This is a genomic window from Paraglaciecola arctica (assembly GCF_018861065.1).
GTDB lineage: Bacteria > Pseudomonadota > Gammaproteobacteria > Enterobacterales > Alteromonadaceae > Paraglaciecola > Paraglaciecola arctica_B.
The window spans coordinates 1-20,969 of sequence record NZ_JAHKQO010000025.1 but is presented as its reverse complement, the minus strand read 5'-3'; the positions used below and the strand labels follow the sequence as shown (position 1 = coordinate 20,969).

General features: G+C 40.0%; 22 protein-coding genes and 1 pseudogene. 10 read left to right on the top strand and 13 right to left on the bottom strand.

The genetic code is table 11. From position 1 onward, the window contains the following. Positions 1-9: 9 nt before the first annotated feature. The 5 genes from fkpB to murJ all read right to left on the bottom strand — a co-directional run bounded on the left by fkpB (position 10) and on the right by murJ (position 6,421). Entirely contained in the window at positions 10-456 is a 447-nt protein-coding gene (fkpB, locus tag KO534_RS09715; RefSeq protein WP_215929459.1) for an FKBP-type peptidyl-prolyl cis-trans isomerase, read from the bottom strand. After that, complete coding sequence (gene lspA / locus KO534_RS09710; protein WP_215929458.1) at positions 449-943, bottom strand: signal peptidase II; 495 nt, start codon at positions 941-943, stop codon at positions 449-451. Before lspA ends, fkpB begins: the two co-directional genes overlap by 8 nt. Next, positions 936-3,752 carry an isoleucine--tRNA ligase gene (ileS, locus tag KO534_RS09705; protein WP_215929457.1) on the bottom strand — a complete coding sequence of 939 codons (2,817 nt, stop codon included), beginning with the start codon at positions 3,750-3,752 and terminating at the stop codon, positions 936-938. Before ileS ends, lspA begins: the two co-directional genes overlap by 8 nt. A gap of 40 nt (positions 3,753-3,792) precedes the next feature. Beyond that, complete coding sequence (gene ribF, locus KO534_RS09700) at positions 3,793-4,719, bottom strand: bifunctional riboflavin kinase/FAD synthetase (RefSeq protein ID WP_215929456.1); 927 nt, start codon at positions 4,717-4,719, stop codon at positions 3,793-3,795. A gap of 130 nt (positions 4,720-4,849) precedes the next feature. Continuing rightward, positions 4,850-6,421: a murein biosynthesis integral membrane protein MurJ gene (murJ, locus tag KO534_RS09695; RefSeq protein ID WP_215929455.1), complete on the bottom strand. Its 1,572-nt coding sequence runs from the start codon at positions 6,419-6,421 to the stop codon at positions 4,850-4,852. A gap of 253 nt (positions 6,422-6,674) precedes the next feature. Here murJ and rpsT point away from each other — a divergent pair, with 253 nt between their 5' ends. Further along, entirely contained in the window at positions 6,675-6,938 is a 264-nt protein-coding gene (gene rpsT, locus KO534_RS09690) for a 30S ribosomal protein S20 (RefSeq protein WP_215929454.1), read from the top strand. A gap of 60 nt (positions 6,939-6,998) precedes the next feature. On the opposite strand, the gene KO534_RS09685 is transcribed toward rpsT, so the two are convergent. Genes KO534_RS09685 through KO534_RS09675 form a run of 3 tightly spaced genes read right to left on the bottom strand, consistent with a single transcriptional unit; the run spans position 6,999 to position 8,556 of the window. Beyond that, positions 6,999-7,445, bottom strand: coding sequence for a flavodoxin domain-containing protein (locus tag KO534_RS09685; RefSeq protein WP_215929453.1), 447 nt, complete (start codon positions 7,443-7,445; stop codon positions 6,999-7,001). A 39-nt stretch (positions 7,446-7,484) separates the two neighbouring features. After that, a complete protein-coding gene (gene truC / locus KO534_RS09680) occupies positions 7,485-8,231 on the bottom strand; it encodes a tRNA pseudouridine(65) synthase TruC (RefSeq protein WP_215929452.1) in 747 nt (248 codons plus the stop codon). Between the two features lie 4 nt (positions 8,232-8,235). After that, on the bottom strand, positions 8,236-8,556 hold the full coding sequence (locus KO534_RS09675; RefSeq protein WP_215929451.1) for a YqcC family protein: 321 nt from the start codon (positions 8,554-8,556) through the stop codon (positions 8,236-8,238). Between the two features lie 79 nt (positions 8,557-8,635). Between KO534_RS09675 and KO534_RS09670 the strand changes: the two genes are divergently transcribed. Then, positions 8,636-9,661, top strand: a complete 1,026-nt coding sequence (locus KO534_RS09670) for a DUF3549 family protein (RefSeq protein ID WP_215929450.1) — start codon at positions 8,636-8,638, stop codon at positions 9,659-9,661. Beyond that, a complete protein-coding gene (locus tag KO534_RS09665) occupies positions 9,658-9,963 on the top strand; it encodes a DUF3301 domain-containing protein (RefSeq protein ID WP_215929449.1) in 306 nt (101 codons plus the stop codon). The genes KO534_RS09670 and KO534_RS09665 overlap by 4 nt, the downstream gene beginning before the upstream one ends. Before the next feature lie 759 nt (positions 9,964-10,722). Here KO534_RS09665 and KO534_RS09660 read toward each other — a convergent pair. Together KO534_RS09660 and KO534_RS09655 are read right to left on the bottom strand one after the other, a co-directional pair. Next, a complete protein-coding gene (locus tag KO534_RS09660) occupies positions 10,723-11,370 on the bottom strand; it encodes a GNAT family N-acetyltransferase (protein ID WP_215929488.1) in 648 nt (215 codons plus the stop codon). A gap of 172 nt (positions 11,371-11,542) precedes the next feature. Beyond that, complete coding sequence (locus KO534_RS09655) at positions 11,543-11,911, bottom strand: DUF3192 domain-containing protein (RefSeq protein ID WP_215929448.1); 369 nt, start codon at positions 11,909-11,911, stop codon at positions 11,543-11,545. A gap of 184 nt (positions 11,912-12,095) precedes the next feature. Between KO534_RS09655 and KO534_RS09650 the strand changes: the two genes are divergently transcribed. Beyond that, the gene (locus tag KO534_RS09650; protein WP_252732056.1) at positions 12,096-12,386 is read left to right on the top strand and encodes a hypothetical protein; all 291 of its coding nucleotides are present in this window, start codon (positions 12,096-12,098) and stop codon (positions 12,384-12,386) included. Here the strand turns inward: KO534_RS09650 and syd are convergent. Next, on the bottom strand, positions 12,383-12,940 hold the full coding sequence (gene syd, locus KO534_RS09645) for a SecY-interacting protein (protein WP_215929447.1): 558 nt from the start codon (positions 12,938-12,940) through the stop codon (positions 12,383-12,385). The genes KO534_RS09650 and syd overlap by 4 nt on opposite strands. Before the next feature lie 149 nt (positions 12,941-13,089). On the opposite strand from syd, the gene queF reads away from it, so the two are divergent. From queF to KO534_RS09620, 5 genes are all read left to right on the top strand, one after another. After that, positions 13,090-13,929 (top strand): NADPH-dependent 7-cyano-7-deazaguanine reductase QueF, encoded by an 840-nt coding sequence (queF, locus tag KO534_RS09640; protein WP_215929446.1) that lies wholly within the window; start codon positions 13,090-13,092, stop codon positions 13,927-13,929. A gap of 42 nt (positions 13,930-13,971) precedes the next feature. After that, positions 13,972-15,330, top strand: coding sequence for a nucleotide 5'-monophosphate nucleosidase PpnN (ppnN, locus tag KO534_RS09635; protein WP_215929445.1), 1,359 nt, complete (start codon positions 13,972-13,974; stop codon positions 15,328-15,330). 109 nt (positions 15,331-15,439) lie between these two features. After that, positions 15,440-15,814 (top strand): DUF3192 domain-containing protein, encoded by a 375-nt coding sequence (locus tag KO534_RS09630; RefSeq protein ID WP_215929444.1) that lies wholly within the window; start codon positions 15,440-15,442, stop codon positions 15,812-15,814. A gap of 11 nt (positions 15,815-15,825) precedes the next feature. Then, positions 15,826-17,577, top strand: a complete 1,752-nt coding sequence (locus KO534_RS09625) for a hypothetical protein (protein ID WP_215929443.1) — start codon at positions 15,826-15,828, stop codon at positions 17,575-17,577. A gap of 118 nt (positions 17,578-17,695) precedes the next feature. Next, positions 17,696-17,998: a ComEA family DNA-binding protein gene (locus KO534_RS09620; protein WP_215929442.1), complete on the top strand. Its 303-nt coding sequence runs from the start codon at positions 17,696-17,698 to the stop codon at positions 17,996-17,998. Positions 17,999-18,049: 51 nt separating this feature from the next. On the opposite strand, the gene galU is transcribed toward KO534_RS09620, so the two are convergent. Together galU and KO534_RS09610 are read right to left on the bottom strand one after the other, a co-directional pair. Then, complete coding sequence (gene galU / locus KO534_RS09615) at positions 18,050-18,943, bottom strand: UTP--glucose-1-phosphate uridylyltransferase GalU (RefSeq protein ID WP_215929441.1); 894 nt, start codon at positions 18,941-18,943, stop codon at positions 18,050-18,052. Position 18,944: 1 nt separating this feature from the next. Further along, positions 18,945-20,285: a UDP-glucose dehydrogenase family protein gene (locus tag KO534_RS09610; RefSeq protein WP_215929440.1), complete on the bottom strand. Its 1,341-nt coding sequence runs from the start codon at positions 20,283-20,285 to the stop codon at positions 18,945-18,947. A gap of 361 nt (positions 20,286-20,646) precedes the next feature. On the opposite strand from KO534_RS09610, the pseudogene KO534_RS09605 reads away from it, so the two are divergent. Further along, positions 20,647-20,969: pseudogene (locus KO534_RS09605) on the top strand (hypothetical protein); the annotation flags it as partial.

Here is a 20,969-nt window from a genome sequence, read left to right as displayed (position 1 = left end):
CCTACTTTTCTAGTTAACTGACAGTATTTCTACATCAAAAGTAATCACCTGACCTGCCAAAGGATGATTAAAATCTACAGTGACTGAATCTCCTGTGACCTCTCGCACTATGCCTGGCAATTCGGTGCCATCCGGTTGAGTAAACGCGATAATCATACCTTCTTCGGCCGGTGTATCTTTACTAAATTTACTGCGTTCTAGATGATGTAAGTTATCTGGATTGGGCATACCAAAAGCATCATTGGCTTCTAAGGTAAATGACTTTTTATCACCAGCTTGTAAGCCTAATAGACAATCTTCAAAATTAAGCGTTAGGCTACCGTCACCTATCACTAATTTAGCGGGTTTATCATTGACTCTAGTACTGTCAGCGGCAGAGCCATCGGCCAATTTAAGATCGAAGTGCAACACCACTTCACTACCTTGTTTTATCAAGTTTTGCTGCAACTCAGGCATGCCTTTCCTCTTTATTTTTAAACATATCCACTATCAACAAAACGGCACCTATACAAATAGCACTGTCAGCCACGTTAAATGCGGGCCAATACCAATCTTGATAATACAACACCAAAAAATCTATTACGTAACCATAAATTAATCGATCAATAGCGTTGCCAATTGCACCACCTATGATAAGACTAAAAGCCACGGGTAAAATTATTTGTTCTTTAGTGGTTTGTTTTAGCCACCACAACACTAAAGCACTAACGGCAAAGGCAATAATCGTAAAAAACCAACGTTGCCAGCCACCAGCATCATGTAAAAAGCTAAAGGCGGCACCGTAATTATAAACATGGGTCAAATTAAAAAACGGTAACACTTGTATCGCCTGATACAACTCGATGTTCTCTAAGACCAAGTTTTTAGTATATTGATCAAGTACCAGAACCAATACCGACAACCATAAAAAACGCCATCCGGTTTGCGTAAACAAATTACGCATAGGCGCGCTTCTCGCCTTCACCTTCGACATTTTCTACACAGCGATCACACAATTCAGGGTGAGCAGCATGATTACCCACATCTTCTCTATGATGCCAACAACGGCTACATTTTTGCGCGCTAGATACGTTCACAGATACTGCCAAACCTTCAAGTTCTGTCGCCATTGCCTCTGAAGGCGCGTCAGAATATTCAACCACTTTCGCTGCAGAAGTTATCAATACAAATCGTAGTTCGTCTTCTAATTTACATAACAGACTTTGCAATTCACTGTTGACGTACAAGGTTACTTCGGCTTGCAATGATCCTTTGATTTTGCCTTCTTTTCGGGTCACTTCAATACAACGGTTTACTTCATTTTTAACCGTTAATACCTGCTGCCAAAAATCATTGTCAAAATCACCTGATAAACTCACTTCTTGTAATCCGCTGTACCATTTACCAGTAAAAACAAACTCGTCTTGCTGCCATGGCATTTCTTGCCACAATTCCTGAGCAGTGAAGCTAGTAATCGGTGCCATCCAACGTACTAACGCTTCAATGATATGGTACAAAGCACTTTGACATGAGCGACGTGCATGGCTGTCGCCTTTTGCGGTGTACTGTCTATCTTTGATGATATCTAAATAAAAACTGCCTAGTTCAATCGAGCAAAACTGCATAAGTTTTTGACTAACAACTAACATGTCATAATTTTCGTAAGCTTGAATGATCTCTTGCTGAATACTATAAGCACGCCCCACAGCCCATTTGTCTAGTTCAACCATATCGTCAATAGCAACGAGATCTTTGCTGGGATCAAAACCATTTAAATTGGCTAACAAAAACCGAGCAGTGTTACGAATACGGCGATAGGCATCGGCTGAACGATTTAAGATTTCATCAGATACTGCAATTTCACTTCGATAATCGGTAGAAGCAACCCACAATCTTAAAATATCTGCTCCTAACTTTCCGGTCACTTGCTGCGGTGCAATTGTATTGCCTAATGACTTAGACATCTTTTTGCCTTCACCGTCAACGGTAAATCCATGAGTGAGGACTTGTTTGTAAGGTGCATGCCCTTTGGTGGCAACAGACGTCATTAATGAAGACATAAACCAACCTCTATGTTGATCTGAGCCTTCTAGGTATAGATCAGCACTTGCAGGGATATCGTCACGTTTGTCCACAACAAAATAATGAGTTACACCTGAATCAAACCATACGTCTAAAGTATCTGGCACCTTTACAAAGGTGTCCGCATCTGAGCCCAATAGTGCCTCTGGATCAACATCCCACCAGGCTTGAATGCCTTTTTGCTCTACTAATTGAGCTACTTGCTCAATTAACTCGTCGGTACGTGGGTGCAATTCGCCAGTATCTTTATGCACAAACAAAGCAATGGGTACACCCCATGTACGCTGCCTCGAAATACACCAGTCTGGTCGACCTGCCACCATAGTCTCAATACGACTTTCGCCCCATTCCGGGATCCACTGAGTTTTGTGAATTTCCTCTATCGATTGTTTACGCAGGCCATTTTTATCCATGCTTACGAACCACTGAGGCGTAGCACGGAAGATAATAGGCGTTTTGTGACGCCAGCAATGGGGATAACTATGGTTATAAACATGATGATGCAGCAAGGCACCATGTTCTTTTAGTACTTCTACAACATGATCGTTAGCTTTAAATACATGCTCACCAGCAAATAGCTCTGTACCTTCTAAATACACGCCATTAGCACCAACGGGGTTGGCGACTTCTAAGCCGTAATTTTTACCTACATTAAAATCGTCAACACCGTGGCCAGGTGCAGTATGAACACAACCTGTACCCGACTCAGTGGTCACGTGGTCACCTAAAATTAAGGGGACAGTAAAATCATAAAACGCATGTTGTAGTTTTACGTTTTCTAAGTCTTGGCCCTTACATACTCCAATGGTTTCGAAATTTTCAAACCCAAAGCGCTGCATGCAATCATCCACCAAATCCTTTGCCAATACTAAGTATTCTTGAGCAGAATCTGACGTCACTTTCACTAAACTATATTCAAGCTCTGGATGCACACATACCGCACGGTTTGCAGGCAATGTCCAAGGCGTAGTAGTCCAGATAGCAACAGATACCTCTCCATCAATCTCAGCTGAGAAACACTTTGCTAGCGCTGCTGGATCATCTGCTTTAAAACGCACATCAATAGAAGGAGAGTTTTTATCTTGGTATTCGACTTCTGCTTCGGCTAGCGCTGAACCACAATCGGTACACCAATGCACAGGTTTAAAACCTTTTTCAAGGTGCCCAGAACGCACAATAAGGCCAAGTTCGCGAATAATATTAGCTTCAGAACTAAAGTCCATTGTCTTGTATGGCTTATCCCATTCCCCCAACACGCCTAAACGAATAAAGTCCGCTTTTTGACCGGCAATTTGTTTCTCGGCATAGTCGCGGCATTTTTGTCTAAATTCCGCAGCAGTGACTTTTTTACCAGGCTTGCCGACCTTTTTTTCTACCATCAATTCAATAGGTAAACCGTGACAATCCCAGCCAGGCACGTAAGGCGCGTCAAAGTCTGATAAGGTTTTAGCTTTTACAATAATGTCTTTTAGGATTTTATTGACTGCGTGACCAATATGAATATCACCATTCGCATAGGGAGGGCCATCATGCAAAATAAAAGGCGTCTGGCCTTTTTTGGCGACACGAATTTGCTGATAGAGCTTTTTATCTGTCCATTGCTTTAGCATTTTTGGCTCGCGCTGAGCCAAATTGCCTCGCATTGGAAACTCGGTTTCAGGCAAATTTAAGGTATGTTTATAATCACTCATTGTTGGTTAAATCCAAATTGGTCAATGGTTACAGTCAATATTAAGACATGCCTAGTAGTTTTTTAGCTACTTGTGCGTCTTGTTGAATTTGTTTATGAAGTAATTCAAAGGAATCGAACTTCATTTCTTCTCTTATTTTGGTTACTAAAGCCACACTAATAAATTGGCTATATAAATCGCCACTAAAATTAAAAAGGTGGACTTCTAATTGCGAACGCTGCCCGTTAACAGTGGGTCTGTGCCCAATATTGGCGACACCAAAATACACGTTACTCGCCACTGTGACCTTTACCGCAAATACGCCATTTACTGGAGCTTTGCAGCGTTTCAATAAAACATTGGCCGTGGGGAAACCTATAGTTCGTCCTCGTTTGTCGCCATGAAGCACTTTTCCCGCAATAGTAAAGGGTCTTCCTAACATCTGTTCTGCCAATAGGAAATTATCGTCACTAATGGCCTCTCGGATAGCCGTAGAGCTAATTCTGCATTGGGCTAATCGAAAACTTTGGGTACTGACCACTTCAAATTGACATTTTTCCCCTTCGGCGACCAAGGTTGCAAAATTCCCTACTCGGCCTTTCCCGAATCGAAAATCATCGCCTACCACCAAATATTTAACACCAAGCTGATTGACTAGTAGACCTTCAACAAAGTAGGTGGCACTAAAATTGGCAAATTGGCGATCAAATTTGACGCACAACAGCCTATCCACGCCTAAGATTTGTAATTGCCTATACTTATCGCGAAGCAGACTTAATCTTGCCGGCGCTTGTTGCGGCGTAAATAGTTCTTCTGGTTGCGGCTCAAACACCATAACAGTCGAAGGTAAACCTAGCTCCTTAGCCTTTTCGACTACTTGAGTTAAAACGGCTTGGTGCCCTAAATGCACCCCATCAAATTTACCTATAGTTAGTACACAGCCACGGTGTTTATTACGAATATTATGTAGGCCACGTATTAGTTCCACTTTACTCTCTTTACAAACCTTAAATGGCCCGCTAAAAATCAATCAAAGGCGCGGATTATAACTGACTCTAGAATGATTGAAAGCAGTAACATAGTGAAAAGTCAATTTAAATAGTTTTGACATATGGATATTATTTATTGATGACTTTAGAAGACAAAAATGATCCGGTTCGTACTCCCATTACAAGTAAGCTGACGCCTAGTACAGATGCCCCTAAGACAATAACTTTTGCAAGATGATAAATTTTATCTAACAAAGAAAATTCTACCCAAGTAAGGATTGAAGGGCTAGTTGTGTGAATGGCTATCCCCATTAATACACTGGCTAGGATTATCTTGATAAGCAACAGCAGTGTTTGCCTTGATACTTGGTATACACCTCGCCTATGAAGCGCGACGTATAACAGAGTCGCATTCATTAAAGCCGAGAGCGAGGTAGCCATAGCCAAACCAACATAATCAAAAGGCCAAACTAGGATCAGATTGAATACCATATTGGCGACCATGCACCAAATACCAAATTTTACCGGTGTTTTGGTATCTTGTTTTGAGTAAAAACCAGGCGCTAACACCTTGACTAACATAAAACTTAATAAACCAAAGGAGTATGCCATTAAACTATATGAAGCAAATCTCGCTGTCTGCGGTGTAAATTCTCCGCGGCCAAAAATGGTCAGTAACATAGGTTCGGCTAACATAAATAAACCTGTTGCAGCGGGGATACCTAATACACACACCATTTTTACTGCCCAATCAATGTTGTCGCTGAACGCTTGGTCATCTTTAGAAACATGATTTCTAGACAAGGTTGGTAAGATAACAGTGGCAATAGCAATACCAAACAACCCCAATGGAAACTCCAGCAACCGGTCAGAATAGTACAGCCAAGAAATCGCCCCCGTTCCTAAAAAACTGGCGATGATGGTATCAAACAACAGATTAAGTTGACCTACAGATACGCCGAAAAGAGCAGGAATAATGAGCGTTCTGACTTTAACAATATCAGGATCGGACCAGCCCCATTTTGGCTTTACCAACAGCCCAGCGCGATATAAAAAGGGTAGCAAAAATAATAATTGCAACAGTCCACCTAAAAACACCCCCCATGCTAACGCATACGCAGGCTCTTCAAATTGCGGCGCTAAATAAATGGCACAACTAATAATCGCCACATTTAACAGCACAGGAGTAAAAGCAGCGACAGCAAATTTATTTAGGGTATTGAGGATGGCACCCGCTAAACCGGTTAACGACACAAATAACAAATACGGAAAGGTAATTTTTAACATTACGGAGGCAAGTTCAAACTTATCTCCTGCTGATTGAACATTTAAATACTCAACAAACCACCCCATACCAAATAGGGCTGCCAAAATTGGTGAGCCTATGACCCCAACTATAGTCACTAGAGTAACTATTACTCCTAAGGTACCACTGATTTTTGCTATAAATTGTTTAAGATGTTGTTCATCGTTTTCATGATGAACATCTGCTAAGACGGGAATGAACGCTTGGGCGAACGCACCCTCAGCAAATAATCGTCTTAAAAAGTTGGGGATTTTGTTTGCAAAGAAAAACACATCAGCGTTTGCGCCTGCTCCCATTAAATTGGCAATCACCGCGTCTCTGACTAGACCTAAGATACGTGAAATAAAGGTCATAGCACTGACTATCATACCTGATTTAAATAACTTTCCTGACACCCAGTTCTTCCCAACCAACAAAAAGCATATTATGCGCGAAGTGCAGTCTAAGAGTCTATTGATTCAAGTGGACCACCGCAATATTAGTATTGTTTTAAACTTTTAAGGAAGGCTAAAGGGGTTGTGATGTAAATAAATGCCAAAAGAATCGGCTTTTTGACTATAAATCCCTCAAAACCGATTGACATAGTGCGACTTGATCCGCATAATCCGCACCCTTGAATTTTGACTAGAATTTTTTGGGAGTTCCAACTTGGCTAACATCAAGTCTGCTAAGAAACGTGCTATACAAGCGGAAAAGCGTCGCCAACATAACGCTAGCCGTCGCTCTATGACACGTACATCTTTGAAAAAAGTACTTTCTGCTATCGCCTCTGGTGATAAAGAAGCTGCTCAAGCTGCATTCTCTGCGGCAACACCTATACTTGACCGTATGGCAACTAAAGGTTTGATACATAAAAATAAGGCTGCTCGTCATAAGAGCCGTCTTGCAGCGCAAATTAAAGCTTTAGCTTAATTTTGTTCTGATTAAAAAAAAGCGCCGATGGCGCTTTTTTTATATCTGAAATAGCAACATTTACGCAAAATCAGATAATACGTTTTCTAGCCAGGCAACCACTTCCGCTTCTGGCTCAAGAGTTTCACAGGCATCAATTTCAAGAAGAGCAGTAATTGGCTTACCTTGTAACTCAATCAACAATTCGAAAATTTGACGCCCTGCTCCGCAATAAGTTTCTCCATAACTGCTATCGCCCAATCCTACAACCGCAAAAGGTTTCTGTTCTAGCAATGGAAATTGATCACGCAAATCTTGTATAAAAAACTCTAAATTGGGCGGAATATCACCTTGACCAGTGGTAGAACTAATAAACAACATAGACGAAGCATTTTTAAAATCATCTAAGGTTGGATCAACAAACACTTCTGATAACAATCCGTGTTTGCTCAATACCGCGTGAACTTCTTCTGCCACATGTTGTGCATTTCCATATACCGATCCTACAAAAATACCAATTTTGCTCATTCTAAAAATCCTAATCAAGTGAAGTCATGATTAACATAACTACAAGTTATTTAAAGTGTCTAATTGTTGCTGATTAATTTGCCACTTTTCTAATAAGTCTAAAATATTTCGATCTAAGTCACAGTTTAAAACAAGACTCTGTTGTGTAACTGGATGGGTTAAACGCATAGATTTGCAGGTCAAAGCCAATTGTCTAAAATTAAATTGTTGACGCATAAACGAATTATGTTTGCCATCTCCGTGAGCGGTATCACCTACGATAGGATGGTTGATATGGGCTAGATGCCGTCTAAGTTGATGTTTACGCCCAGTTTTTGGAGTAAGCTGTACCAATGAATATCTTGCCGAAGCATATCTGCCCACGGCAAATGGTAGTTCAAACTTATGCAGCCCCTTAAATAGAGTCACAGCCTCTTGTGCGGGCTTATCTTGCTTAGCCATTTTATCTGCTATTTTGTCGAGCTTTTCTTTGAGCCCGTAATCTATTATTCCTTGCTCCATAATATGCCCGCGAACAACAGCTAGATAGACTTTGTGGATTAATTGCGAAGCAAACTGCTCATTCAGTTTTCTAGCAATATCGGCAGACAAAGCGAATACCAATACCCCAGAAGTTGGTCTGTCTAACCTATGCACAGGAAAAACATGCTGACCAATTTGATCTCGCAATAACTGCACTGCAAACTGTGTTTCATGTTTATCAAGCATACTGCGATGTACCAACAACCCTGCCGGTTTGTTAATGGCAACTAAATATTCATCTTGATAAATAATTGAGAGCAACATGTTATTAATCAGAAAAAACTAGGTCAATTTGTTTAATGACTTCAATCACTCCAGAACGATTCTTTGAAGTGCTAAGTCCTTGCTCCGCCATTGGAAGAAGGTTCACGTTTTCAGGTAAAGTACTTTTTGAATGAAGTAATTCAGACATTTTTGGTATAAAAATAAACTGTAACCATTGTTCAAATGACAACACATCCACTGAAAAAGGCAGTTTACTCTCCAAGTCTTTATCTGCTGGGGTAGAATATGACCACATATTAGCGTCTCGCAAACTTTGCTCTAATTTACGTATTAGAATTTCGACTTCTATATGACTTCGTGGCATGATCAACAGCATATACCTTTGGAAATAACCAACAAATTTATTTTCTAACCGATTAATCTTTAATAAGTTTCATAATAACATGAGTCATATCAATACTATCAGCGAATTTTTACTACAAGCTGGTACAGACTACCGCGTTTTCGACATGGCCCGTGGTATCAGGACGCTAGCGTCTCAAACCTTCTTAGAAATAGAAAATGCCAGCGTACCAGCCCCCTACCCTAGACAACAACACACTTGGTTTGGCATTTTGTTTTTTAACAAACATCTGAGCGAAGAGCGCTATATTTGGTTCGTCAAATTACCATTAGATGAACAAGGCCTAGTCATTGCCGCTGCCAGAAAACAATTTCTACAGATCGTAGTCGAAGCATTGGGACAGACATTAGATAAACAAAATAACTCCAATAACCAATTACCTGACAACCCCTTTACTTTTATTCCTAACCAGCAACAGCTAGCGGATTTTAATAGTATTGCGCGAATTGAACTCGGGATTCCGTTATCGCAGCACTTACGATTAGTTGAACAATATATAACTCATCCAAAGGACAACGACTGGCGTACCGTTTCGATACAGGGAATTGCTGACTTTACTGCCTCATTACCGCACGGTAAATACCAAAATTTACTATTAAGCCAGTTTTTGAAGTTAGCACCAGAAATGCAATATGCGTTGTGTACTTCATTAGAAAACCATGCCACCCCAAATAATATCACTAGATTGTTGATCGATTGGTATCAGCAAAATACGCAAGATGAGAAAAGATTACACAGTGTACTTCGAGGGTTAGCTCAAAGCCAAGCTAATACAGACGTTGTTTCGCTGCTTGCCTTGATACTAAATTCTGAAAACAGACAATCTAGTGCAACCCTTATGTTGATTGCAGCTAGACACTGGCAGTATATAACTGAACCGTCAATCCTCACTCCGTATATTCAACAATTGGCCGATTGCCAAGATGATATATTTGTAGGATTATTTTCGGATCTAGTACAAATACCAAAAATACGGGATACCATGTTAGGCATTTTACGCTGGCCAAACAAGAGTCCACAACTCACTCGGGCCGTGGGCCAACTATTTGGTCAAAATACACCATGAATTTATATGACTTAATTTTGCTTATTGGAATACTGTTATTGGTTGCCATGTTTTGGCGTTTTCGAGCGATATCAGAAGCACTCAAAGAACAATTGGATGCTTACTGTGAAAGACAACAATTACAGCTCATTAGTGTAGCAAGAGTAAAAACGCGTATTGGAAGTTATAGAGGCAAACTTGATTTTCTAAGCGATTATGCCTTTGAGTTTTCTGGAAATGGAGAAGACAGTTATCAAGGTCATGTAAAAATGGTGGGTCTAAAAGTACTCAACATCGACACGCCTGCATATCGAGTTGAATAAGACCAATATGGGGACCGCATGATATAAATAAAAACGCGGTACAAATGAAAAAGGCGTGACCTGAAAGATTTTCAAGCCACGCCCTTAAAGAATTTTGAGGGTCCCTCTCTGCTGTCCATTGCAAAATCTATCCTGAAAATATCCTTATTACGCCTTTTCCCTCTAATCTCAATCATCCCGATGAGCCACTCTCCCTGAGTGTGTCCTTTATCCCTTTCAACCCATTAATCCAAATGGGGCACCATCCCAGTGTGTCCTAGTTCCCTAAACTTGCAGTCCTTTACAAGTCTCACGTCAATGTGAATCCGATTCCCTTTCTTAGTCATCCAAACAAAGTCTCGTCCTGAGCTCCCTATCCTTAATCTCGTATCCGTTACGAGAAGCTATCCATTGCTTTCCGTTCCATAAGCTTTACTGTCCTTGTAAAGCACTCTCCCTGAGTTCCCATCCATCTAATACAACAACCCTGTGGTATTTCCTTCAACCTTGAAGTCGTCCAAGCTCTTCCTTGATGTCATCCTGACTCGTCGTGTTTCCTTGTGACGGGTATAAAGATAGAATAATTGAGAAAGTTTGCGAGGTCCTAAAAAAAGAAATTTTAAATAATATGGCAACAACACCTCGCCTGAAAAAAATTTAACCATAAAAAACAATGAGTTAAAAATCATGTAGGTGTAAGATAAGGGATAATTGGCGATTTTGCCTACGTCTTTGTACGAGATCTCTTACAACAAGAAAGGGAAAAACTTACAGGTCAGTTTATTGGGCGGTTCGAGGCCTGAACATTAAATGCCCTTTAATGCTACCTATCTCTAATTCTTCGACCAAACTGTATTGACCGTCTTCGAAAAAAGATAAACATTTGGGTAAAGTCACATACATACCAATCCCCTGACTATTGGGATCTTCAAGCATCAGCCCTTCTATCGCACTCATTAAAACATGGCCTAAACCGTGATGTTGCAAATCGGGGTGTACACCTATTAGTGATAACATATGAAAGTAATCCGCTGGCACCCTTTCACGTACTTTGGTTTCTTTATTAACCATTTGTTTGGTACCTAAATACCCCGCGGTCAAAAGCATTTTTAAGCGCCAATGCCAAAACCTATTAGGTCCTAAATCTGTATCAGGGCTAACTAAACAAGCTACGGCAACCAATCTGTCATCATCAAATAAACCGATCATTGGTTGCTTTGCTTGCCAAAATGCGTTTAGTTCTTCACGAATAGCAGAACGAAGACGCGACTCATACCCTTCTTTTTCATATTGAAATATATCTACAAATAACGGGTCATCATGATACGCAAGGTACAAAATTGAAGCGGCAATTTTAAGATCTTCAGCTGCTAAGTAAACGGCTTTTACCTTGTCTAGGTCTGTAATGTGTTCTTCTTGCAATTCCATCATGATCCGCACCTATTGTTTTTAAGAATACTCTACCCTATGGATGCAAACTTGTTAATACTTTGTTGCAAATCAACTAATTAATTTTGAGCAACGCGCTACTCGACGGGTTCAAGATCTATATATGTTTTTTGGGGGGATGCCCGCCGGACTGGCCAGCGAGCCGAAATGACTAATGACTGACTTCATTGAAGGCCGTTTCCCCCCAACCTACTAACTCGCCATTTTTGAACACTAGTGGGGTGCATTCATCTTTTGTAGTGACTCCGTCACCGCTGATACGTTGGGTGCGGTAATATAAAACCTGGTAAGTTTGCTTATCTTTTGTATAAAACTCATTAAAGTCTGCGATCCCCATTCTATTGAGAACGTCATCATAACTTTCATCTCGCTGTAGTCTTGAAATGTACTTACGGTTTGTCTGTTCCGTGTCTTGCCAATCAGAATGATGGCCATATTTTCCATCACCATCTACAGAAATAACGCAGCCACTTAATCCTAGTGATAATCCAAATACTGCAAGCATTGCAAATTTGTTCATTGAGAACTCCTTGATGTTTTTTGTTTTAGAGACGACTAAAAATAGTCAATTTGGCAAGAAGTATTCAAATTTAAGGCCAATACGCTAACCATATGTTTTATATAAATATATGGTGATAAAATAAATAAGCAGCTAAAATAGCGTTAGCGGTTTAGGCATAATATTAGGAGTTTTGACCAACTAAATGAGTAATATAGAATATATCGTCAACCTATGTTTTGACATATCAGAACAAGGTAAAACGCCTTCCGTAGCCTTAATAAAAAATATGTCTCAACGCACTCTGGCGATCCCAGAAGTAATTAAAGGCTTACAAAATTGGAAATCTAGCGCAAGCAACCGCCCTCTTACCAAAAACAAGCAAGTACTTACGGAAACTAAAACCGAACAAACATTGCAGCAACGTGTCACAACTCTAGAAACTCAAATAGCGTTAATAATGCAACAACTTGCCAATATGTCAGATAAAAATTAATCTTGGGAAAGTGACGGTTGTAAGGATTGGATAAAAACCGCCAAACTAGGCGCTACCACCTCTTTAGGCACCAGTCCTACTTGTTCAAGCATGACTTCACCACTATTATTATTGACCGTCAGAATAAAATCATCTTCGTCTGTTAATGCAACAAAGAGTGTTTCTGGTTGCTTCAATCTTCTTTTCATTAAAATATGACCAATCAAGTTTTGCTGTAATCGTTCAAAATCATCTTGATTCCAAGGTTGTAATAGTTGCAGGTATCCCTTGTCTGTTTTAGCGTTTAAATTATCACTCCAATATGCCGAATAGTAACTAATAACATCTTGGTGAATCTTCATTTCTAATGCGGCTTCTAAGTCACTAAAGTTAAAGTCTCCAGAACGTTTTATCGGCTGCCAGTTAACTCTATCTCCGGTACTACCAGATTGTTTGTAACACTCTGAGGGCCAATCGTTGTCGTATTCAACAAGCAACATCTCAGGATTTGTTTTAGCTGCATCCTTATACTTTTGCACAAAGTCATCCAATGCCGCTATTACCTTTTCACTCATTAACCTTCTCTTTCAATCACACTATTCATAGACCTAATTTAACATCATTTATCAACATCAATTGTAAAAAATGATAACTCAAGGTTTTGAGCGCCCGAGTCATAGGGTAGACTGGCTGAAATAGCCTGTTCCAATAATTAAGAGTTAATGTGAGTAACAAAATTGATAAACAAACTGCGCTTGCCGGACTAAGTTTAGGAAAAGCCACAGAATACCGAGAAATATACACCCCAGACTTACTGCAAGCCGTACCAAGAAGTATGAACAGAGACGAGCTGAATTTAGGCGCGAACTTGCCATTTTCCGGGACCGATAGATGGAATGGTTACGAATTATCTTGGTTAAATGCTAAAGGCAAACCAGAAGTCGCCATCTTGCGCTGTGAAGTACCAGCTACATCACCAAACTTAATCGAATCGAAATCATTTAAACTCTTTTTGAATAGCTTCAATCAAAGTCATTTTGACTCTATTACTTCGGTTCGTGAAACGATATCCAAAGATCTATCTCAATGCGCAGGGGAAAAGGTCAGTGTGATCTTATTCAAAGCAGCTGAATTCTCACAAATGCAAATTGAAGGTTTTGATGCTTTATCAATCGATGATTTAGATATTGAAGTGCATGGTTATCAACTTGATTCATCGAACTTAACCGCAGAAGGACAAGTCGTTACAGAAACTCTGAGTAGTGATTTACTTAAATCAAATTGCCTAATTACCAATCAACCTGACTGGGGAAGTGTGTGTATTCGTTATCAAGGTCCACAGATAAACCACGAAGGGTTATTGCGATACCTGATCTCATTCAGACAACACAACGAATTTCATGAACAATGTGTTGAACGTATATTTTGTGACATCATGTCTCATTGTAAGCCCGAAAAACTAAGTGTGTACGCCAGATATACCCGACGTGGAGGTCTTGATATCAATCCGTTTAGAAGTAACTTTGAAAACATTTACCCCGAAGGTAGACTTGCTAGACAGTAGTACTCAACACATTCAAAAATAACACAATAAAATCAGGTAATTATGCAGAAAATTCAACTTAATCCGCTAGGTTCCATGAGTCAATTATCGCAGCTAGAAGTTAATTTGCTTAGTGAATCTAAAGATAGTGACCTATACAGATTATTCCGTAATTGCTGCTTAGCTGTTTTATATAGCGGTGCTGAGATAGACAATAGCGACGACATATTTGCTCCTCATCAAGACTTCGAAGTCAATTTGATTATCCGTGAAAGAGGGGTAAAAGTAGAGTTAGTGAATCCCCCCGCACACGCCTTTGTAGATAAGGTTTTGATAAAAGGAGTGCATGAACACATATTCTCTGTATTGCGCGACCTATTACACATGGGAGCAAAATACTCTGCTCAATCTTTACAGGTAACACCTGACTCTGCTTACATTACCCATAGCGTGTTTGATATGTTGCGGCATGCGCAAACAATTAAAAACACAGCTGAGTTAAATATGGTTGTATGTTGGGGTGGACATTCGATCGGTACCACAGAATATCAATACACCAAAGAAGTGGGTTATCAACTAGGTTTACGAAACCTTAATATATGTACTGGTTGTGGGCCGGGAGCAATGAAAGGTCCAATGAAAGGGGCAACTATCGGCCATGCAAAACAGCGATATAGACATGGCCGTTACTTAGGTTTAACAGAGCCAGGGATCATTGCAGCCGAGCCACCAAATGCCATTGTAAATGAACTTGTGATTATGCCTGATATCGAAAAGCGCTTAGAAGCCTTTATTCGCCTGTCTCATGGCATAGTAGTTTTTCCTGGAGGTGCTGGAACGGCGGAAGAATTGCTATATCTAATTGGAATAATGTTAGATGAGCAAAACCAACAGCAGGTGTTACCTATAGTGCTTACTGGACCACAAGAGAGTAAAGCTTATTTTGAATCAATCGATGACTTCATTGGTAAAACACTGGGACCAGAAGCTCAAAATTTATATGAAATAGTTGTAGGTGATGCCGAAAAAGTAGCACAAATAATTAAGCAGAATCAAAACTTAGTTAGAGATTATCGAAGACAAACAGGCGACTCTTACGACTTTAATTGGTCGCTTAAAATTGCTTCCGAGTTTCAAAGTCCTTTTATTCCTTCTCACACCAATATGGCCGAACTAAAGTTAAATTTTGATCAGCCTAAAACCGAACTTGCAGCGGCATTGCGCCAAGTATTTTCCGGAATCGTTGCTGGCAATGTTAAGTCTGAAGGAGTAGCCCTAATTAAAGAGTGTGGCCCGTTTCAACTAAAAGGAGATCCCAAATTAATGGAATTGATGGATAGCTTATTAGAGTCTTTTGTTGAGCAACACAGAATGAAACTACCTGGAAGTAAATATATTCCCTGTTACCAAATAACTGAGTAATTAAAATTCGCGGCGGTTACGCTAGTTTAACTAAAATTTACGTTCAACTCACTGCAATCATACGAGTAATTTTATATGATAACATTGGACTAATATTAGAAAGAAACACATGAATAAAAAAGTAGTTAAAAGAATAGTGATTGGTGTTGGTATGTACGCTGTTTTTGCTATTGCTGTTATCACTCTGTATCCAGATACTCCGCAAAACATGGATTGGGAAGATCGACAGGAATACAATAAAATCCAAATTTCTAAACTTGAATTAGGCGTACAGAAAAAACAAATACTTGAATTATTAGGTAGTCCAGACATTACAGAAGCCAAGAGAAATGATAACAAGGAGCTGCAAGTAATGTTTTATCGTACCCACCATAGAAAAGCTGATGGGATCACGACAGAAGACGAATGCACCGCGCTACTTTTTGAAAATAACGAACTAATCGCCTGGGGCGACAGCGCCTATCAATCTTTTGTAGATGGGTAAGAGAACCTCAAATGCCAGAAAAATTAGTCAAGCAACACTATATTGCTCTGCTAAAACTTCTCAAAAATTATCGTACTGGCCCATTAAACAGCAATTTACTCAACGCTACGCAACTCTTTTGTAAAAACCTCTATGCTGCGGCGAAAGCAAATCCTGACCTCATTTTTGCACAGCCACAATTATATAAATTACAATTACCTATTGGTGTTAACCTCTCGTTCAATTCAGCAGTATTAACCTGCTTATTAGCAGTTAGAAACAAGTTTGCTCCGTCAGTGACACTTCAGTTAATGTGTGCCTCTGTCAGTATCTACGGGTTAGAACAATTATCTATCGAAGAACATTATCGAAGGGATCCCGATAACCAAAACTCAACCGCACCAAAAATAGGACGACAAAACACAACCTTTATTCAGCTATTAGAAATTAATCAGCAACAGTTATGGTTATCTAGCTATCAACTCTGCGAACATATCCATTCAAGCCATTACCCTCGACGCAGTGTAAATAGCCCATCATTAGCGTTAGTTTTTATAGCCAACAAATTAGCGATATTGTGTACACCTAAAAAATATAGCAAATCTGTTAGTTTTGCTCAGGCAGTCAAACACTTAAGCTTTATTTGTTGTCAGAAATGGTATGCTTTGATTGTCCCTCTTTTAGAATATCCTAGCCTAACACCTGTAGGCAGTTATATTCGCGTAAAAGATGACTCTGTACATCTAGTGTTATCCATAAGTATTAAAGGGCTAATCACTAAACCTTTAGCAAGCAAAGCTACTATTGAATTGAATTCTGCGAAGGCTGGCATTCAATGTACATCAACACACCAAATAACCAAAGTTTATCCTTGCCAGCAGCTCAGAGGGTTTCATCAGCTTAATCAATGGTGGGGCACTGAGTTGGAGCAATGGTTATCTCACAATAAAAATAATACTCAAAAAGCAGCGTTTGATTTGATACTGCCGATTCAAAACGCACCCGCATCTTTGTTGGTCATTCAAGATCAGCTCAGTCACCTAAATGCTGATATGGCGCTGATTATAAAGGCGATAGAAAAAGAACCCGCTTATGCCCAACAACTGCAAGCTTCTGCTTCTTTGATGAATAGACAAAAGCAGACAGTTCAGAACACGCAGCATGGATTGGCTATGTTAGGTTATGAACGAACCAACAGTTTATTATTACAGTTCTCGCTATTATCTCGACTGAACCAACAATACTTTCCATTACAACCTGCACTGTTAACCTTTAGTCAGTTTTTTATAAATATCGTCTCTGAACTAGCAATAAACACAAAAATAACCACACCAGAACTAGCTCGTACCACGGCATATTTTTTAATTTCTAGACTATTCACACTCCCAAATATTCGTACCTTATACCACTGGGAGACATCAGCGGCCCCTAAATTTAGTTTGGCGAGTCTGGTTAACGTAAAAGCAATAGAAGACCTCAAAAATAGCGGTTATTTGTTGGCCAAATCATGGCAGCAAAACGAATCAATGCTGGAGGTTTTAGTGAATTATGACCTTGTATTGAAGGATAGACACAAAAAACCAGTTACCAACCAATATTGCTATCTTCTTGGGAGCAGTTTGATCCTAGCCCAAAACTATTACTTCAATGACACAAGTCAATGTGAAGAAACTGACTGTTACCTTAAAAACGGATTAAGTGAATTAGGTTTAAACCAAGCAAAACTATCAAACATCATGACAAAGGTAGTATCTAATTCTCATGTTTTTTGCCACTTTGACTGAATAGCCTTCATAAATTTCACAACCACTTCTGTTGTTTGCTTTACGAAATAGACAGTTCCTACTATGTTTATTGCGATGCATATGCATCAACATGGAATCAACTATAAGGATTTAATTTATGAAAAAACTCATCTTTGTATTATTACTTTCCAGTGTATTTCTGACTACTTCGACTAATTTGGTATTTGCTGACTCCGCAGACAGTAAAATGAGTCAAAAACAAATGACACAGGTCGATTTGAATACGGCAACGTTAGAGCAACTTGTAACTTTGCCAGGTGTGGGTAAAAAAAAGGCAGCAGCCATTATCGAATACCGAACAAAAAAAGGTAAATTTAAATCTGTAGACGAATTGGTAAATGTAAAAGGTGTAGGTAAAAAAATGCTTGCAAAATTAAAAGGGCAAGTGAAGGTAAGGTAGTTATAAATTAAAAGTTAGGCCGCTCGACAGATTATGTCAGCGGCCTGTTTATTAAAGTTCCAAGCCTGATAAAAAAGACTTAAATTCCTGTCCCAATTCTGGATGACGCAACGCATACTCTACATTAGCGGTCATATAACCTAATTTACTGCCACAATCGTGGCTTCTACCCTTCATATAGTAAGCATCTACCTGTTCGGTTTTCATTAAAGTGCTAATAGCATCTGTTAACTGAACCTCATCACCCGCTCCTGGCGGTGTATATTCCAGCATGTCCCAAATTTTTCCAGACAATACGTAACGACCCACTACAGCTAAATCAGAAGGTGCATCTTCTAAGGCTGGTTTTTCTACCATATCGTGAATTTTCCCGGATTCGCCCTGTTTTAGCTCCAAACCTTCCAAGTCGACTATGCCGTATTTACTCACATCTTCTTGTGGAACTTGCTCAACCATTATCTGACTGACTCGGTTAGTGTTAAATTTCGCCACCATATCGGCTAAATTATCTTTTTTCAGGTTGCAAGAGTATTCATCGATTATCACGTCAGGTAGCACTACGGCAAATGGCGCATCACCCACCATAGGATGCGCGCACAATACTGCGTGTCCAAGACCTTTGGCTACACCTTGTCGAACATGCATAATAGTGACATCTTTGGGGCAAATAGCTTGAACCGCCTCTAACAATTGACGTTTAACCCTTTTCTCTAAAGTGGCTTCCAACTCAAAACTGGTATCAAAATGGTTCTCAATACTGTTTTTACTGGCATGGGTAACTAAGATTATTTCTTTGATACCCGCTGCAACACACTCTGCCACCACATATTGGATAAGAGGTTTATCCACCACAGGCAACATTTCCTTAGGAATAGCCTTTGTGGCTGGTAGCATTCTAGTACCTAATCCTGCTACTGGTATAACTGCTTTTTTTACTTGACTCATTTTAGTGTTCCTTTACTGATAAACCACGACCAATGGCGTAGTAATGCAATCCATATTCCATCATGAGAGTAGGCTCAAATAAATTACGCCCGTCAAACAACAATGGCATAGATAATTTTTGTTTAATCAACTGAAAATCCGGCGCTCTAAATGCTTGCCATTCGGTGCATATCACCAAAAAGTCAGCACCTTCTAACGCCGCTTCTTTGGTGCCCATAAGTGCCAAGTCATCACGACTACCATAGATTCGTTGCGTCTCTTCCATCGCCTCAGGATCAAAAGCTTTCACACTTGCCCCTGCAGCCCATAACTTCTCCATTAACACTCGACTCGAGGCCTCGCGCATATCATCCGTGTTGGGCTTAAATGAGAGCCCCCAAAGAGCAACTGTTTTGCCTTTTAAATCACCAGAAAAGTGGCGGGAAATATACTCAAACAACTTTTCTTTTTGTGCGTAGTTAACTTCTTCAACTGCTTCTAACACCCGAGCAGTATAACCTGCTCCTTTTGCACTACGGGCTAGCGCTTGCACATCTTTGGGGAAACACGACCCACCATAACCACAACCAGGATAAATAAACTGATAGCCAATTCGTGGGTCAGACCCTATACCACGCCGCACGTTTTCTATATCGGCCCCAAAGACTTCCGCGAGGTTAGACATTTCATTCATAAAGCTGATTTTGGTGGCCAACATACAGTTGGCCGCATACTTAGTCAGTTCAGCGCTGCGAATGTCCATCACTATAATTTTATCGTGATTACGATTGAAAGGAGAATACAACTCGCGGAGTTTCTTTTCTGCAGTTTCGCTATCGGTTCCTAAAATGATGCGGTCGGGACGCATACAGTCATTTACTGCAGCCCCTTCTTTTAGAAATTCAGGATTAGACACCACATCATAAGTCACAGATTTCCCGGAGTCTGACAAGGTATTCGCAATTTTCGCCTTAACCTTATCCGCTGTGCCAACTGGTACCGTTGATTTATTAATGACCACTTTATGGGAAGTCATATGTGTCGCAATGGTTTCAGCCACTGCCAATACGTACTTTAAGTCTGCTGAACCGTCTTCATCAGGAGGGGTGCCAACTGCAATGAAAATCACCTCTCCGTGTTCAACACCACGCGCTGCATCAGTAGTAAAATCGACTCGACCTGCTGCATAGTTGGACTGAACTAAAGGTGTCAGTCCAGGTTCATAAATAGGGATATGCCCTTCTTTTAAGCGGTCAACTTTGTTTTGATCAACATCGATGCACACCACATCATGACCCACTTCAGCCATAACAGCTGCTTGTACTAAGCCTACATAACCAATTCCAAATACTGTTACTTTCATTTAACTGAGATCCCTTAATCTAATTTTTGGCATTTTCTATTTGAATTTACATAATAAAATATAAGCAATGAGAGCAAAAACAGTATCTAAACGCAAGTACTGACTTAAAGTAGATTTCAAGTTTGCAAACGAATAGCAGTTAAGTACTTATCAACAACAGTATTTCCCTGCAGGTTATTAATACTGTAATAAAATAGAAATTAATTTGCTTTAACATAGGCATATTTCTAACGTTTAGAAGTAACGTTTCAATTTAACTACAAATTTACGAATAACTATTGAGCTGGGCGAGGTATTCAATTAAACTCGTTCGCATATGTATAATTTTATATCCAAGGGACGTATTATGAAGGAAGGTATTATGAAAAAAAGTCTAATTGCGGCTGCTGTATCTTTATGTTTGGCAGGTAGTACATTTGCTCAGGTCATAGTAAATCCAGCTCCTACTGGTGCTGGTGGTGCTGCTGGTGCTGGTGCTGGTGCTGGTGCTGGTGCTGGTGGTGGATTTTTGGGAGGTATTGGAGGCGCATTAGGAGTTAGTGGTGTAGCGGGAACTATTGTTGGTAGTGCAGTTATTGTTGGAGGAATTGTTGCTGCTGGTACATTAGCGAACGCTCAGTCAGGTGATACAGACACTGATACTGACACCGATACAGACACTGATACAGACACTGATACTGATAC